This window comes from Mucilaginibacter achroorhodeus, assembly GCF_007846095.1.
GTDB lineage: Bacteria > Bacteroidota > Bacteroidia > Sphingobacteriales > Sphingobacteriaceae > Mucilaginibacter > Mucilaginibacter achroorhodeus.
Genome location: NZ_VOEI01000003.1, coordinates 76117 through 90722, shown reverse-complemented (window position 1 = coordinate 90722; position 14606 = coordinate 76117). Strand labels below are relative to the sequence as shown.

At 42.6% G+C, this 14606-nt stretch carries 12 protein-coding genes; 5 read left to right on the top strand and 7 right to left on the bottom strand.

Annotated features, from left to right (window positions below; all coding sequences use genetic code 11):
* Window positions 1-9 precede the first annotated feature (9 nt).
* From FPZ42_RS10140 to rseP, 4 genes are read left to right on the top strand one after another with little or no spacing between them, the layout of a single operon-like run.
* Window positions 10-738: a hypothetical protein gene (locus FPZ42_RS10140; protein ID WP_186458738.1), complete on the top strand. Its 729-nt coding sequence runs from the start codon at window positions 10-12 to the stop codon at window positions 736-738.
* Window positions 739-745: 7 nt separating this feature from the next.
* Entirely contained in the window at window positions 746-2248 is a 1503-nt protein-coding gene (locus tag FPZ42_RS10135) for a GH3 auxin-responsive promoter family protein (RefSeq protein WP_146270973.1), read from the top strand.
* A 42-nt stretch (window positions 2249-2290) separates the two neighbouring features.
* Window positions 2291-3469, top strand: a complete 1179-nt coding sequence (locus FPZ42_RS10130; protein ID WP_261382272.1) for a 1-deoxy-D-xylulose-5-phosphate reductoisomerase — start codon at window positions 2291-2293, stop codon at window positions 3467-3469.
* Between the two features lie 16 nt (window positions 3470-3485).
* The gene (rseP, locus tag FPZ42_RS10125) at window positions 3486-4817 is read left to right on the top strand and encodes an RIP metalloprotease RseP (protein WP_146270971.1); all 1332 of its coding nucleotides are present in this window, start codon (window positions 3486-3488) and stop codon (window positions 4815-4817) included.
* 116 nt (window positions 4818-4933) lie between these two features.
* On the opposite strand, the gene FPZ42_RS10120 is transcribed toward rseP, so the two are convergent.
* The 5 genes from FPZ42_RS10120 to FPZ42_RS10100 all read right to left on the bottom strand — a co-directional run bounded on the left by FPZ42_RS10120 (window position 4934) and on the right by FPZ42_RS10100 (window position 10742).
* Window positions 4934-5728 carry an inositol monophosphatase family protein gene (locus FPZ42_RS10120; RefSeq protein WP_146270969.1) on the bottom strand — a complete coding sequence of 265 codons (795 nt, stop codon included), beginning with the start codon at window positions 5726-5728 and terminating at the stop codon, window positions 4934-4936.
* A gap of 20 nt (window positions 5729-5748) precedes the next feature.
* Window positions 5749-6927, bottom strand: coding sequence for a prolipoprotein diacylglyceryl transferase (locus tag FPZ42_RS10115; protein ID WP_146270967.1), 1179 nt, complete (start codon window positions 6925-6927; stop codon window positions 5749-5751).
* Between the two features lie 31 nt (window positions 6928-6958).
* Window positions 6959-8278 carry a tRNA (N(6)-L-threonylcarbamoyladenosine(37)-C(2))-methylthiotransferase MtaB gene (gene mtaB, locus FPZ42_RS10110; RefSeq protein WP_146270965.1) on the bottom strand — a complete coding sequence of 440 codons (1320 nt, stop codon included), beginning with the start codon at window positions 8276-8278 and terminating at the stop codon, window positions 6959-6961.
* 108 nt (window positions 8279-8386) lie between these two features.
* Window positions 8387-9265, bottom strand: a complete 879-nt coding sequence (locus FPZ42_RS10105; RefSeq protein WP_146270963.1) for an SMP-30/gluconolactonase/LRE family protein — start codon at window positions 9263-9265, stop codon at window positions 8387-8389.
* A gap of 1 nt (window position 9266) precedes the next feature.
* Entirely contained in the window at window positions 9267-10742 is a 1476-nt protein-coding gene (locus FPZ42_RS10100) for an alpha-L-fucosidase (RefSeq protein ID WP_146270961.1), read from the bottom strand.
* Between the two features lie 102 nt (window positions 10743-10844).
* Here FPZ42_RS10100 and FPZ42_RS10095 point away from each other — a divergent pair, with 102 nt between their 5' ends.
* Window positions 10845-11303, top strand: a complete 459-nt coding sequence (locus tag FPZ42_RS10095; protein WP_146270959.1) for a DUF4268 domain-containing protein — start codon at window positions 10845-10847, stop codon at window positions 11301-11303.
* A gap of 47 nt (window positions 11304-11350) precedes the next feature.
* Here the strand turns inward: FPZ42_RS10095 and FPZ42_RS10090 are convergent, their stop codons facing one another.
* Both FPZ42_RS10090 and FPZ42_RS10085 read right to left on the bottom strand, forming a co-directional pair.
* A complete protein-coding gene (locus FPZ42_RS10090) occupies window positions 11351-11875 on the bottom strand; it encodes a DUF4142 domain-containing protein (RefSeq protein WP_146270957.1) in 525 nt (174 codons plus the stop codon).
* Between the two features lie 82 nt (window positions 11876-11957).
* Window positions 11958-14531: a phosphoenolpyruvate carboxylase gene (locus tag FPZ42_RS10085; protein WP_146270955.1), complete on the bottom strand. Its 2574-nt coding sequence runs from the start codon at window positions 14529-14531 to the stop codon at window positions 11958-11960.
* Window positions 14532-14606 lie beyond the last annotated feature (75 nt).

Genomic DNA, 14606 nt, shown 5'->3' with positions numbered 1-14606 from the left:
TAGGTTAGTATGTATCACCCGTTTTCGGTTGTGGAGACCGTAAAATCTTCATGGGATATCTTTAGAAAGAATTTCGTTACTATTATCGTTTACTCGGTTATAGCTTTCTTCTTACTCGGTATATTAAGCCTCGTAGCTGGTTTTATTTACGATCCTAAAAATTATTGGGCAGCGATGGTGGTAACCTTTGTTTTAATATGGTTACAAGCATACACAACACTGGGGCTTTACAAGCTTATCTTCACTGTTATCGACAGTAAATATTACGATTTCGAATTTATGCAGGTTATACCAAAAGCTAAAATGGTTGTAAGTTACCTGGTTGTTGTATTCATATTTGCATTTTTAGTTACTAATCTTGGCATAGCTGTGGATTACCTTGATGATAAGCCTAACCTGCAGTTTGCAATCGAATTATTAGCAGGTATAGTTGGGCTTTATCTTGCCTTAAGGGTAATGTTCTTTAATACCTTTATTGTCGACGATGATTCTGGCCCGATCGAATCTATCAAACAAAGTTTCCAGTTGACAAAGGGTTATCTTTTCAAGGTTGTATTGATCTTATTGATCATAATTTTACTGATAGCACTACCGGCTAAACTGTCTCAGTACTATCCAATTATATCAATCTTTATCTTATTCACCTATCCATTTGTAAATATCATACTTGCCGTTACTTATCGCAAACTCATTTACAGCCACCAGGATGTTGATGATGAAATTAACGAAACTGATTGAGCTGTAAATGGGTATCAAAGCATCGTTAAGTAAGGTTTTTGCCTGGTATGTGAACCGGCGGCTTAATTACATGCGCGGAAATGCGCTTGCTTTGCAACAAAAAACATTTAGCCATTTAGTACATGAAGCTAAAAATACCGTCTTTGGTGCCGATCATCATTTTGACACAATTGCGAATTACGAAGATTTTAAAAAACACGTACCTATACGCGATTATGAAGAACTACGACCGTACATAGAACGTGTTGTAAACGGTGAAGAAAATGTAACATGGCCGGGTAAACCTGCATATTTGGCTAAAACATCGGGCACCACGTCCGGCGTTAAATACATTCCCATATCGAAAGAAAGCATGCCGGAGCACATCAAAGCTGCCCGCAACGCCTTACTTAGTTATATCCATGAGACCGGCGAGGCCGATTTTGTAGATGGCAAGATGATATTTCTACAGGGCAGCCCTGTATTGGACGAAAAGCACGGTATACAAACCGGCAGGTTATCAGGCATTGTAGCACACCATGTGCCAGGCTACTTACAAAAAAAAAGACTTCCATCCTACCAAACCAATTGCATTGAAGATTGGGAAGAAAAAGTGGATGCCATTGTTGAGGAAACCAGGAATGAGGATATGCGCCTTATTTCGGGCATACCGCCCTGGTGCCAGATGTATTTTGACAGGTTATCTGGGGTATCAGGCGGAAAGAAGATCAAAGACATTTTCCCAAACTTTAAGTTGTATGTACATGGTGGTGTCAATTATCAGCCGTATCGTGCGCGCATGATCGAAAGCATTGGGTTTGATATCGATAGCATAGAAACCTATCCTGCTTCAGAAGGCTTTATCGCTTTCCAGGATTCGCAGAAAGAGAAAGGCTTGCTGCTAATGGTTGATGCTGGCATTTTCTATGAATTTATCCCAAGCGAAGAATATTACAACGAAAACCCAACCCGTATCAATTTAAAAGATGTGGAACTTGATAAAAACTATGCACTTATCCTAAACACAAGCGCCGGCCTTTGGGGTTACAGTATTGGCGATACGGTAAAATTTGTATCGAAGAACCCATACAAGATAGTGGTAACGGGTCGCATAAAGCATTATATCTCGGCTTTTGGAGAGCACGTTATTGGCGAAGAGGTAGAACAAGCTTTGTTAAGTGTTGCTGCCGAAGAAGGTATCGATATTATAGAATTTACGGTAGCGCCGCAAGTTGCCCCAGAGAGCGGTCAATTACCTTACCACGAGTGGTTTATTGAGTTCGGCACCGAGCCTAAAGATATTGCCGCTTTTGCAGTTAAAGTAGATAAGGCTTTACAACAGAAAAATATTTACTATTTTGACCTAATTGAGGGTAACATTTTACAGCCTTTGATTGTCAGAAGTTTAAAAAAAGACGCTTTCATTAATTACATGCGCAGTCAGGGTAAACTGGGCGGGCAAAATAAAGTACCGCGATTATCTAACGACAGAAAGATCGCGGACGAACTGAAAGCTTATATACAGTACTAAATGCGGCATTGCAAAACAAGCAATACGCCAACAGAATATTAATTGGATAACAATATAAAAAACATCGCCATCCTTGGCTCTACAGGTAGCATTGGTACACAAACACTTGATGTGATACGTGATAACAAGCAGCTATTTAGAGCTTTTATGATAACTGCACATTCTAACGCTTACCTGCTTATACAGCAGGCTTTAGAGTTTGTGCCCGCCTATGCTATCATTTGCGACGAGACAAAATACTCAGAGATAAAAGAGGCTTTAGCCCACCTACCTATCACCGTATTGGCCGGCTATGAGGCAATCAAAGAACATGTTACCCACTTAGATATTGATGTGGTGCTAACCGCTATGGTTGGTTTTGCAGGTTTAGAACCAACAATCAATGCCATTAAAGCAGGCAAGGACATTGCCCTGGCTAATAAGGAGACCTTAGTTGTTGCGGGTGACATGGTAACTGCTTTAGCAAAGGAACATAACGTAAAGATATTGCCTGTAGATAGCGAGCACTCAGCCATATTCCAGTGCCTTGCGGGTGAGCAGGATAACGCTATAGAAAAGATCATTCTTACCGCATCCGGTGGGCCTTTCCGCGGCAAGTCGGTAGCGTTTTTGGCTGATGTAACCCGCGAACATGCTCTAAAACATCCCAACTGGGTAATGGGTGCAAAGATCACCATTGATTCAGCCTCGTTAATGAACAAAGGGCTTGAAGTTATCGAGGCCAGATGGTTGTTTGATCTGCGGCCTGACCAGATAGAAGTTGTGGTGCATCCACAATCTATCATTCACTCCCTTGTTCAATTTGAGGATGGTTCTATTAAGGCGCAAATGGGTTTACCGGACATGAAACTACCCATACAGTACGCGCTTACTTACCCGCAACGCGTAAAAACTAATTTTAAACGCTTCAACTTCGCCGACTACAGAAGCTTAACGTTTGAACAACCTGATATGGACACCTTCAGGAACTTAAAATTGGCTTTTGAAGCAATGAAAAAGGGCGGTAATATGCCATGTATCATCAACGCTGCAAATGAAGTGGCCGTAGCGGCCTTTTTAAAGAACGAGATAGGTTTCCTGGCTATGAGCGACCTTATAGAAACCTGCATGCAGCAAATACCTTTCGTAAAGGAGCCTACACTCCAGGACTATTTGAATACTGATAAAGAAACACGCATATTTGCGCAAAATTTAATACAAAGAATGCCGTTAAAGGCTTAACATTTAATAACTACGGATGAGCGTTTTGGTGATGGCAGGCCAACTTATATTGGGCCTTTCAATTTTAGTGATACTACACGAGTTCGGGCATTTTTTGGCAGCCCGTGCTTTCGGAATAAAAGTAGAGAAGTTTTACCTGTTCTTTGATGCCTGGGGTGTTAGCCTGTTCAAATTCAACTACAAAGGTGTTGAATATGGTATTGGCTGGTTGCCATTGGGTGGCTATGTAAAAATTGCCGGTATGATAGATGAATCTATGGATACAGAGCAAATGGCAGGACCTCCCCAACCATGGGAATTTAGGGCAAAACCGGCATGGCAGCGATTGATTGTAATGCTTGGCGGTATCATTGTTAACATCATCGTCGGTATCTTCATTTTCTGGATGCTTACCGTGCGTTACGGCGAAAGCTACACGCCGATGTCTACCGTTAAATATGGTATTGTGCCGGGCAAGATAGGCCAGAAAATAGGCCTTAAAGCTGGTGATAAAATAACGGCTGTAAACGGTAAACAACTGCAACGTTTTGAGGACTTGGTAAGTTCAAAAGTATTGCTGGACAATACCGTTTTTACGGTTAAACGTGGCGATTCTACTTTTGATGTTACCGTTCCTCCTACTATCCTCAATGAGATATCTGATTATGGAATAGAGGAGTTTATAAGCCTTGTGCCGCGCGGTAAGTTCAGCGTTGATTCGGTGATTGGAGAGGCGAAACGTATCGGACTTAAAAGAGGTGACAGCATTGTAGCTGTGAACAAAGTCCCTACAGTGTTCTACGATCAGTTGCAAACGCAATTAAGCGCTAACAAAGGCAAAACGGTTGATCTGTCTGTTAAACGTGCGGATAGCGTTTTAGACCTTAAAGCCAATATTGACAAAGAAGGTCACTTGGGTTTCTTCCGTCCGCGTAAAGAAATATTGCCTGATCTGAAGACCATTAAATACGGTTTCTTTCAGGCATTCCCGGTTGGTGCTAAAAAGGCATGGAGTATGTTTGCTGATAATGCCAAGGGCATCAAAAAGATATTTTCAGGCCAGGTTAAAGCTACCAAAGCTATCTCAAGTCCGCTGGGTATTGCCGAAAAATTTGGCGGCACGGTTGACTGGGTGAGGTTCTGGAGTTTGGTAGGCTTCCTGTCAATGGTACTGGCGTTAACCAACTTGTTGCCTATACCGGGCCTGGATGGTGGCCATACCGTTTTTCTATTGATAGAGATGGTAAAGGGTAAGCCGTTAAGCGATAAATTCCTGGAACGGGCTCAGATAGTAGGTTTTGTACTACTGATCTCCTTGATGGTATTTGCTTTTGGTAATGATATCGTTAAAATAGTGATGAAGAAATAACGTCGTGAAAAACCTATGTTAACAAAAAAGCCAGCTGTACAGCTGGCTTTTTCGTTAATAGTGTTCACGTTCACGCCATGAACACTTGTGAACACCGTGAACGCTAATTCTTATAATTAAAGGTTAAAGTGCTTATCAATATAATCCAGCAATTCCTTAGTGATCTTGCCATTTGTAGCCACTAATTCGCGCTTTTTCAATACCTCGTTACCACCATGGAAGTTAACAACCTCGCCGCCGGCTTGCTGAACAATAACAATGCCTGCAGCTACGTCCCAGGCATTTAAGTTGTACTCGTAAAACGCTTCGAACCTGCCGTAGGCTGTATAACAAAGGTCTACAGCAGCGGAGCCCAAACGGCGTAACCCGTGGCAGTTACGCATCAGTTCGGTAAATAGCTTAATGTAGCGTTCCTGGTAGCTAAAATCATAATATGGGAAACCGGTTGCTATCAGGCTGTCAGCAACTTTAGGTTTATTGCTCACCTTTATCTCGTTACCATTTAAATATGCAGGAGCGTCGCGATGGGCAGCGAAACATTCATCAAGGTTCACTTCGTAAACTACGCCTAAAACAGGAGTATCATATTCCTGCAAACCTATACTTACCGAAAAGCTTGGCAAGCCATGTATAAAGTTTGTTGTGCCATCGAGCGGATCTATTACCCAATTATAGCGCTCTCCTACCTTAGTTGTAGTTTTCTCTTCTGTAATAAAGCCGGCCTCTGGTAAAATTAATTCCAAGCCTGCAACAATCTTTTGTTCGGCGGTTTTATCTACATAGGATACAAGGTCGTTAAGCCCTTTATATTCTATACGGTCGGCGTCAAAAGTTTTGCGTTCATCACGTATAAACTGACCGGCTTCTTTAGAAACATCTATAACCCGATCAATAATTTGATTGAAGTTCATATGTTATGGTAAATGTAAAATTATGCGTTTGTTGCGCCGGTTTTCTCGTAGCGTTTATTACCAAAGTAAATAAGTAATAAGCCTCCCACAACCATAATTACTGATATCATCTCGGCCTGGGTAAATGAGATACCGGCAACTTTGTACTTGGTGTTAACGCGTATCAGCTCGATAAAGAAACGCTCAACACCAGCCATGATCATGTAAATACCAAAGAAAACTCCAGGTGCTTTTATCTTGTGGCGTATTCTCCAAAGGATTAAGAAAAGTATTAAGCAAACTACTGTTTCATAAAATGGTGTAGGGAAAACAGGGAGCCTAAGCTCATTGCAATATTTGCCTATGCAGCCGGGGATACGGTTGTCATAATCAGATTGGTCTACATTATGGGGGTATTTAAAGCTCCAAATCCAATCGGGTGCCCAGCTTAACCAATTTGGTTTTGGCTTAAGGTTAGGTATACCCCAATCACCGTCACCAGCCATTTGGCAACCAATACGGCCAAGCCCGTATGATAACATCATACCAGCTGCGCCAATATCTAACATCGTAAATGGTTTTACACCATTCTTATTAGCTATGTAAAGTACGGCTGCACCGCCACATATCAGGCCTCCATAAAAGGTTAATCCACTAAAGCCAACCAGCATACCAATGGGATCTTTCATAAAGGCGTCCCAGTTCTCCAGGGCATTAAAAAGCTTGGCACCTGCAAAGCCGAAAATGGCCGCCCAAAGTAAAATGCTACCCATCAGCTCGTACGGATGTACAGTTACAGCACGTTGCTCGGGTTTTGGTAAAACCTGCTTCTTGTTCTCGTAATATGCCCAATAGGCAAATACAGCAGCACCTAAAACACCACCGATCAGGTTGCCACGTGTTGAAAGCAAAAACGCCTGAGGGTCGTTTACCGCCGCGCTAAAATTTAGCGCAACATCAAATATCTTGTAGAAAATAATAAAACCAAATATGGCGTTACTTATGAGCTCAAACGTAGTTATCCTGGCACCAACTGTGACTATTTTTTGGAATGGGTGAATATAACCCAAGGCTTCTTTACGTTTAAACTCCTGCGTAAAGGCCCAATAAGCTCCCATAAAGGCAATGGCAACAAAGAAACCAAAAGTTTGTACGATCTTCAGAAATTCGAGATGCCACCCTGTTAAATACTCAACAAGGAAATAAAGATTTGGGAACATAGGAGCTTAAGTTTGGAGGCGAATATAATAGTTAATGCACTAATATCTCTTCGCTTTCTGTTATTTCAACATCACCATCCGGTGAAATTGCTGTTAAGTGTACGGCCTTTATCTCATTAACCAACACAGGGTCGTACTTGGCTTTTACCTTAACGTAATTGCGCGTAAACCCGTGCATGTAGCCGTCTTTAATATCTCCCTCAAATAACACCATGTCAGTTTTTCCTAATTGGGTCTCATAAAAGGCACGGCGCTTTTTATCCGAGAGGATGTGCAGCATTTTACTTCTTTCCGCACGGGTTGAGCCCGGTACAGCTCCGCTCATTTCAGCAGCAGGTGTATTCTCGCGTTCAGAGTAGGTAAACACGTGCAGGTAAGAGATATCAAGATTGTTCAGGAAATTATAAGTATCGATAAAGTCATCACGCGTTTCGCCGGGAAAGCCTACTATAACGTCAACCCCAATGCAGCAATGCGGCATCAGCTCTTTTATTTTAGCAACGCGTTCTGCATACAACTCACGACGGTAGCGGCGGCGCATCAAGCCTAAAATTTTGTTGTTGCCAGATTGCAGCGGAATATGGAAATGCGGCACAAAACGCTTTGATGTAGAAACAAACTCGATGATGTCATCGCTAAGTAGATTTGGTTCAATAGACGAGATGCGGATGCGCTCGATACCTTCAACCTCATCCAAAGCTTTAACCAGGTCAAAAAACCTGTCTTCCCGCTGGCCATTACGGATGCCAAAATCGCCGAGGTTTACACCTGTCAACACAATTTCTTTAACACCCGATGCAGCAATTTCCCGGGCTTGTTCAACAGCATTTTCAATAGTGTCGCTTCTACTTGAACCACGGGCTAAAGGTATGGTGCAAAATGTGCACGAATAATCGCAGCCGTCCTGCACTTTTAAGAAGGTACGTGTACGGTCACCGAAAGAGAATGATGGCACAAACTCATTTGCTTGAGTTACCGGCTGGTTATAAACAATAGCTTTAGGTTTCTTGGTTAGATCGGTAATATGATCTACCAATTGAAATTTCTCTGCAGCTCCCAGCACCATATCAACCCCCGGTATCTCGGCAATTTCCTGAGGCTTAAGCTGTGCATAGCAACCAACAATGGTAACGAATGCCGAAGGCGATATTTTAAGCGCCTCTTTTACTATTTTCTTACACTTTTTATCTGCGTTCTCAGTGACCGAACAGGTGTTGATCACAAAAACGTCGGGCGTGTCAGTAAACTCAACCGTATCGTAACCAGCATTGGTAAATAACCTGCCGATAGACGAAGTCTCGGAGTAATTGAGCTTGCAGCCAAGTGTATAAAATGCGACTTTCTTATTCATTTGGAAGCCGCAAAGATAAGATTTTTAAAGATTAGTTGATAGCTGAGTAAATACTGCTTGTTAATAGAAGTGTAAAGATTTGTACAGGGTTGTTTCTCCAGGCTAAAACTACTCCACTCCTCTTACTTTCATTCTCATTATATAAATAGCCTTCGATGCGGTGATGAAAAGCGTTTTTCGGTCTTTGCCGCCGAAGCACAGGTTAGCAGTCCATGGCTCTGGGATATCAATATGACCTATCTGCTCACCTTTCGGGCTGATGATGGTTACACCCTTTCCTGCCAAATAGAGATTGCCAAGTTCGTCTAAAGTTATACCATCCGTTGTTTCGGAGCAAAAAAGCTGCCTGTTGGTAATGGTGCCATTTGCTTTGATTTCGTATTTATAGACCTTACCAGCACCAATATCTGCTACAAACAAATGTTTGCCATCCGGTGTGCCTACAATACCGTTAGGCTTTACCAAACTATCCAATACAATGGGCTTGCTTATTCCTTTACTCAAAAGAAATAATTTTTGTCCACTCATTTCTGACTTATTACGTGTCCAGTAATCGCGCTGAAAATATGGGTCGGTAAAATAAATGTTGTCGTTTTTATCTATCCAGAGATCGTTAGGCCCGTTAAATAATTTACCCTCGTAATTTCGCAACAGTACCTTTACTTTTTTCTTCGGATTGATCTGCCATAGCTGGTTATGCTCATCCGCGCAGGCTACAAGGTTGCCTTTACTATCGAAGTAGGTACCATTTGCCCGGCCGGCTTTATCCATAAAGAGAGATAGCTTGCCGTTGATGTCGTATTCCCAGATCTTGTTATTTGGCTGGTCAGTAAAAAAGATATTACCGCGCTTGTCAACAGAAGGGCCTTCGGTAAATTCAAATTGCCTGGATATCAACTGCGGTTTGGTGGTAACATCAAACAAATGACTTGGTTGCGCAAATGCCTGCAGGCTTAGGCAGCAACACAACCAAATGAGCAAACGCATATTAAATTTTAGATGCTTCCTTATATAGCCCAAAATCGCTTAAAGCAATACTTGCTGCCGCCTTAGTTACTCTAACGCGTACCTTTTGGGCAGTAACTTTATTATCAAGCTTTATCAATCTGTTACCCCCGATGCTGGTTGCAGTGGCAATTTCTTTCCATTTCCCATCTTCCCAGGCATCTACTGCAATGGCATCAATACGCTGTCCAAGCTTGATGTTTTCGCGCAGGCGTATCACGTCGAAAGTAATGGGCTTATGCATATCAGCAACTATGTTACCGGTCTTTACATCATCGTCGGTAGCCCAATAGGTGTAACGGTCGGCATCAGTCAAATTTTTTGAACCATATTTCGCAGCATTTTTACCGCGTACATTACTTGCAGTAATGGTAGCACCTTGGGCCAGGTTTTTTGCGAATGTATTTTTTATGATATTGCCGAATGTTTTTAGCGAAGCTACATCATTGGCGCTAAGCTGACCTGTTTTATCGGGCGACAAGCCTAAGTCAAATGCCGCGCCACGGCCATAGCTGCTGTAGAAAAGATCTAATAGCTTTTCGGGGGTTTTAACGGAATCATCTTGGCGTTTGTGATAAAACCATCCGGGACGAAGCGCTACGTCGCACTCAGCCGGCATCCAGTATTTACCATCGCGTTGGCCTTCGGTGCCTTCCGCATCTTTAACAAAACCATTTCCCGGCTTTTTACCTGGCTCGGGTGCATGGGGTGTGTAGGTAGCCCAGCAAGTTTCGCCGGCTTTACCTTCTTCATTACCAACCCAGCGTACATCCGGGCCCACATCGCCAAATATTACGGCGTTTGGCTGCAGCTTGCGGGCAATACCCCAGGTAGTATCCCATCCATAGTAGTTAGAACGGTCTATCTTTCTTACTTCTCTTGCGCCGCCGTAGTAGCCGTCGCCGCCGTTAGCACCGTCATGCCAGGTAATAAACAGCGGGCCGTAATTGGTGTACAGCTCCTGTAATTGCTTGCGGTAAACTTCTGTAACGTATTCTGGTTTGCCGTAAAGGGCGCTATTTCTGTCCCATGGCGAGCAGTAAACGCCCATCTTCATGCCCAGCTTATCGCAAGCCTCACGGTATTCGCGCACAATGTCGCCTTTACCGTTCTTGTACGGACTTTTTGAAATATTATGATCGGTAGTCTTTGTCGGCCATAAACAAAAGCCATCATGGTGTTTTGCTACAACTATGATACCCTTAAAACCGCCTGCTTTAGCTGCGGCTACAATTTGCATAGCAGAAAAATTTGACGGATTAACGATCTTTGGATCTTCATCGCCATAACCCCATTCTTTATCTGTATAAGTAGCTGTGCTCCAATGTACAATGCAATACATACCTATTTCTTGCCAGTTCAACTGCCCTTTTGAAGGCAACGGACCAAAAGGCTTGGGAGCAGGTTGGGCAAAAATCAACGAAGGCAGCAACAATAACAGCGCAAATAAAGATTTCATAGCAGGATATAAAAAATAAGGGTTGATGCGCTAAAGTAACATTTAAAGGCAAATAATTGGCATTACGGGCATTTTCTTTTATGTTAGCCGCCCTTTTAAAACATGTATAGTAAAGAACAAGCATCTCAGTTAAGACAGGCATTCTGGACGGCTTTTGGGCAGTACATGTCGCCCATATTATCTGCCGAAGGGTTGCGTGCAAACTGGGTTAATTATAAAACAGGTGCAAAGCATATCTACTTCAGGATGCAAGCCGATAATAAGAGCGCTTCTATGTCGATAGATATTACCCACCCTGATATAGAACTGCAGGAACTCTACTATGAGCAACTTGAGAGTTACAAAGCTACATTGCATGGCACCCTCGGCGAGGAGTGGAACTGGCACCTGCATGATGTTGATGAATACGGTAAAACCGTAAGCCGGATTTTTAAAGAGCTATCCCCCATAAACATCTATCAACAAGAAAACTGGCCCGAGTTGATATCCTTTTTTAAACCTCGTATTATAGCCTTAGATGAATTTTGGAGTGACGTAAAATATGCTTTCGAAGTATATTGAGCTTGGGCAAAAACAAATAGGCTACGTTAATATAACACCCAAGGGCATTATTTAAGATCAGTACAAATATTCTCTGCTTTTTGGAAATGGCTTTGCAGTTTGGGTAGTGTTTGCTTGGCTAAATCCTGCACGTCACCATCGGTGGTTTCGGCAGCGGCTTTAAATAACTTTATAGCCTTTTCATTGTAATTAACTATAACCTGAGCATATGCTTTATCAAAAGCCTTGCCCTTCTTAGCTGATAAACTTTTTACGGCATCGTTATGAATGCTGCTTAGCGTATCGCTCAAAGTGATCTTATCGGCTTTGGCCATTTTTTTTAGCTGGGCATCTGCATCTGTATGGTCGGCAATGATATGCTTAGCCAACGAAACTAACGAAGTATCTTTAGTTTTCTTAAGTGCCAGTTGAGAGATCGCAATCTCTGCAAGGCCATCCTCATGAGCGGTTTGCATAAACACGCGTTCGTTATCATTGATAGCTTCTTTGTTGTAATTTTTGCCCTTACGCTCATTACAAGCCAGAATCTGGATGATGGTAACCAAAACAAGTACAGCGCCTAATCTTCTCATGCAGGTTTTATTTACTACCTACGTAACAATAAAGGCGCTATACAGTTTCAGCGGTTGGCTATATATTTTAATTGGAAAAATTTTAAGCCAAGTTGCGGCCGGCATTAACTATACCATACACCGTACGAATAACCAGCTTGTTATATATGCCTATTAATTCTTCATCGTCAGTTTTATTAATGCATTGCAATGCATAATGCTGGATGATAACCAGCGGTAACACAATACGTTCGCGCACGGCAATAGAACGCCTGTCAACCGGGAATTCCTCCATCAGAACCTTCGTTTCGGTTAGTTCTAACAGCATTTGTTTAGTTAGTTCATATTCTGCTTTAAGGCCTTTCCAAAACTTGGCAAACTTCTTGTCCTGCTCCATGTAAGCTGTTACCCTGAAGTCTGACTTAGACATCGACATCATACAGTTATCCAGCATAGTTTTAAAGAAACCTGATTTATAATAGAGATCGCGCACATCTTCCCAACTGCCGTTATCTTTCATCTTTTTTAAAGCGGTGCCTACGCCATAAAAGCCGGGAATATTTTGTTTTAACTGGCTCCATGATGTAACAAAGCTGATTGCGCGAAGGTCCTCCAGTTTCAATTTTGCACCCGCATTGCGCTTAGTTGGCCGGCTGCTGATATTGATATGGGATAATAATTTCAACGGACTATATTTTTCCAGATACTCGAGGAATAGCGGATGCTCCCGCAGATCTAAAAACAGCTTATGGCTGGTTTCTGCCATATCAGCTATCAGCGCCTTATGCTTGCTATCCAAAAGATCATGGTGATTTGGATGCAATGCTGATGTTATACCTGCGCTGATCAATTGCTCTGTATTAAATCTTGCCGTTTCAACCGAACCATACTGTGAGCTCACGGTCTGGCCCTGTATGGTAAGTTGGATATGGTCATTAGCAATTTCCTTACCCATTGATGCGTAAAATTTGTGTGTTTTACCACCACCACGTGCAGGCGGGCCGCCCCTGCCATCAAAAAACGCCAGTTGAATGCCATGTTTGCGCGCCATTGCAGTTAGCTCTACTTTAGCTTTATAAATGCTCCAGTTGGCCATCAGGTAGCCACCATCTTTAGTGCTATCGCTAAATCCAAGCATGATGATCTGCTTGTTGCCGCGTTTCTTCAGATGGCTTTTGTAGAACGGATGGGTATACAAGCGCTCCATTACTTCGCTGGCATGTTTAAGATCGTTAACGGTCTCAAACAATGGCATAAAATCAATGCTTAGCTTATCCTTTTCCCAGCCACTCCAAAGGTGGAGAGCGATCAGTTGAAGTATATCTGATGCCTGCTGGCAGTTACTGATGATGAAACGCTGGCAACCTTTTTCGCCGTTGCTGTGCTGTATCTGTTTCATCAGCCTGATGGTGTTCAGGGTATCCTGTATCAAAGGTTCAGCGTTATCCGGGCATTTAAAATCGGCCTGGTTAAATGGGAGGCTTTTCAGCTTGGCCACCTCGTCCATTTCGGCGTAGTTCTTTGGTACACCGGTGTAAACCTTCTCAGTGGTATATTTAAACACATCACGCAATACACGGCTATCCTGCCGTATATCTAAAGTGGCAAAGTATGATCCAAATAGCTTAACCTTTTCTATCATACTTTCAACAATGTTTACAAACAGCCCATCATGGTTATTGATAAGCGTATCGCGCATTTCGCGAAGTGTTTGCAACAAATATGGTTGCAGGTCTTCGGGGTTTTCTTGTTGATTAAATGCATTATCATAAAGCACTTTTTCCAACGAAGTAATGGTATCTGTTAAGCCCCTGAAGGTAATCCGGCGTTTCAGATTTCTGAAATCACGATAATAACAACGGAAGATGATCTGCCTTAACAAGGTGGCAACCTCACGCGTGGTATCCGTAGTCACGTTGGGGTTACCATCGCGGTCGCCGCCCGGCCAAAAGCCAAGCTCAAGCACATTCGGGTTGCCCTCAATATCAAACTCATCTTCCAGTTTAGACTGGATCGATGATAAGGCATGATAAAATATGTTCTCAAGAAACCACACCAAACTGCGGGCTTCGTCAACCGGTGTGGGTGATTTTTTATTGAAGAAAGGCGTTTTACCTAATTGTTGCAACAGTACGTCTATGGTAGCGATATCATTACTTCTTAAAGCTTCTATCATATCCGTCATGATGCCTAATACCGAATCCGGATAGAACTGCGTTGGGTGTGCGGTAAGCACCAACCGCAGTGAAAAATCCTGTAGCTGTTTGCTGATGTTTGCCCTTGCGCCTTCGCTTTGTGCGGCTTGCTGTATCAGGCTTTGCAGGCTGCCGGTATCATCCTTGTTAGTGATCTTACCAAAAGATGAATCCTCAATGGCATCAAACAAAACAACTTGTCTTTCAATGTATTGTATAAATCTAAATAACCGATTTAGTTCTTCCCGGTGATCTACTCCCGGAACATATTTTTTAAAGAATGAGTTGATAATATCGCCCGGCGATTGCTGTTCAGCGGCGCCTTTTTCGCAATGGGCACTAAAAAAAGGGAGCAACTGCCCTATCTCCTTCACCTGGTAGAAAGGCAGCGTTTGGAACAAACTGTTGTAAAGCTCAAATCGTTTTACAACTTCCTGATTAAAAACGGATTCTTTCTGACTAAGCCTAAGCGTTGATGGCATAATGGTACAGGTTTATAGTGTTACTTGGTATTAACGGGGTCAATTTAATAATCCAAACTTAAATTATCTCAAAAA

Excerpts from the sequence above, each read along its gene's own strand:
- FPZ42_RS10140 (WP_186458738.1), top strand. The coding sequence starts at position 10 with ATGTATCACCCGTTTTCGGTTGTGGAGACCGTAAAATCTTCATGGGAT.
- FPZ42_RS10135 (WP_146270973.1), top strand. The coding sequence starts at position 746 with ATGGGTATCAAAGCATCGTTAAGTAAGGTTTTTGCCTGGTATGTGAAC.
- rseP (WP_146270971.1), top strand. The coding sequence starts at position 3,486 with ATGAGCGTTTTGGTGATGGCAGGCCAACTTATATTGGGCCTTTCAATT.
- FPZ42_RS10120 (WP_146270969.1), bottom strand. The coding sequence starts at position 5,728 with ATGAACTTCAATCAAATTATTGATCGGGTTATAGATGTTTCTAAAGAA.
- FPZ42_RS10115 (WP_146270967.1), bottom strand. The coding sequence starts at position 6,927 with ATGTTCCCAAATCTTTATTTCCTTGTTGAGTATTTAACAGGGTGGCAT.
- mtaB (WP_146270965.1), bottom strand. The coding sequence starts at position 8,278 with ATGAATAAGAAAGTCGCATTTTATACACTTGGCTGCAAGCTCAATTAC.
- FPZ42_RS10105 (WP_146270963.1), bottom strand. The coding sequence starts at position 9,265 with ATGCGTTTGCTCATTTGGTTGTGTTGCTGCCTAAGCCTGCAGGCATTT.
- FPZ42_RS10100 (WP_146270961.1), bottom strand. The coding sequence starts at position 10,742 with ATGAAATCTTTATTTGCGCTGTTATTGTTGCTGCCTTCGTTGATTTTT.
- FPZ42_RS10095 (WP_146270959.1), top strand. The coding sequence starts at position 10,845 with ATGTATAGTAAAGAACAAGCATCTCAGTTAAGACAGGCATTCTGGACG.
- FPZ42_RS10090 (WP_146270957.1), bottom strand. The coding sequence starts at position 11,875 with ATGAGAAGATTAGGCGCTGTACTTGTTTTGGTTACCATCATCCAGATT.
- FPZ42_RS10085 (WP_146270955.1), bottom strand. The coding sequence starts at position 14,531 with ATGCCATCAACGCTTAGGCTTAGTCAGAAAGAATCCGTTTTTAATCAG.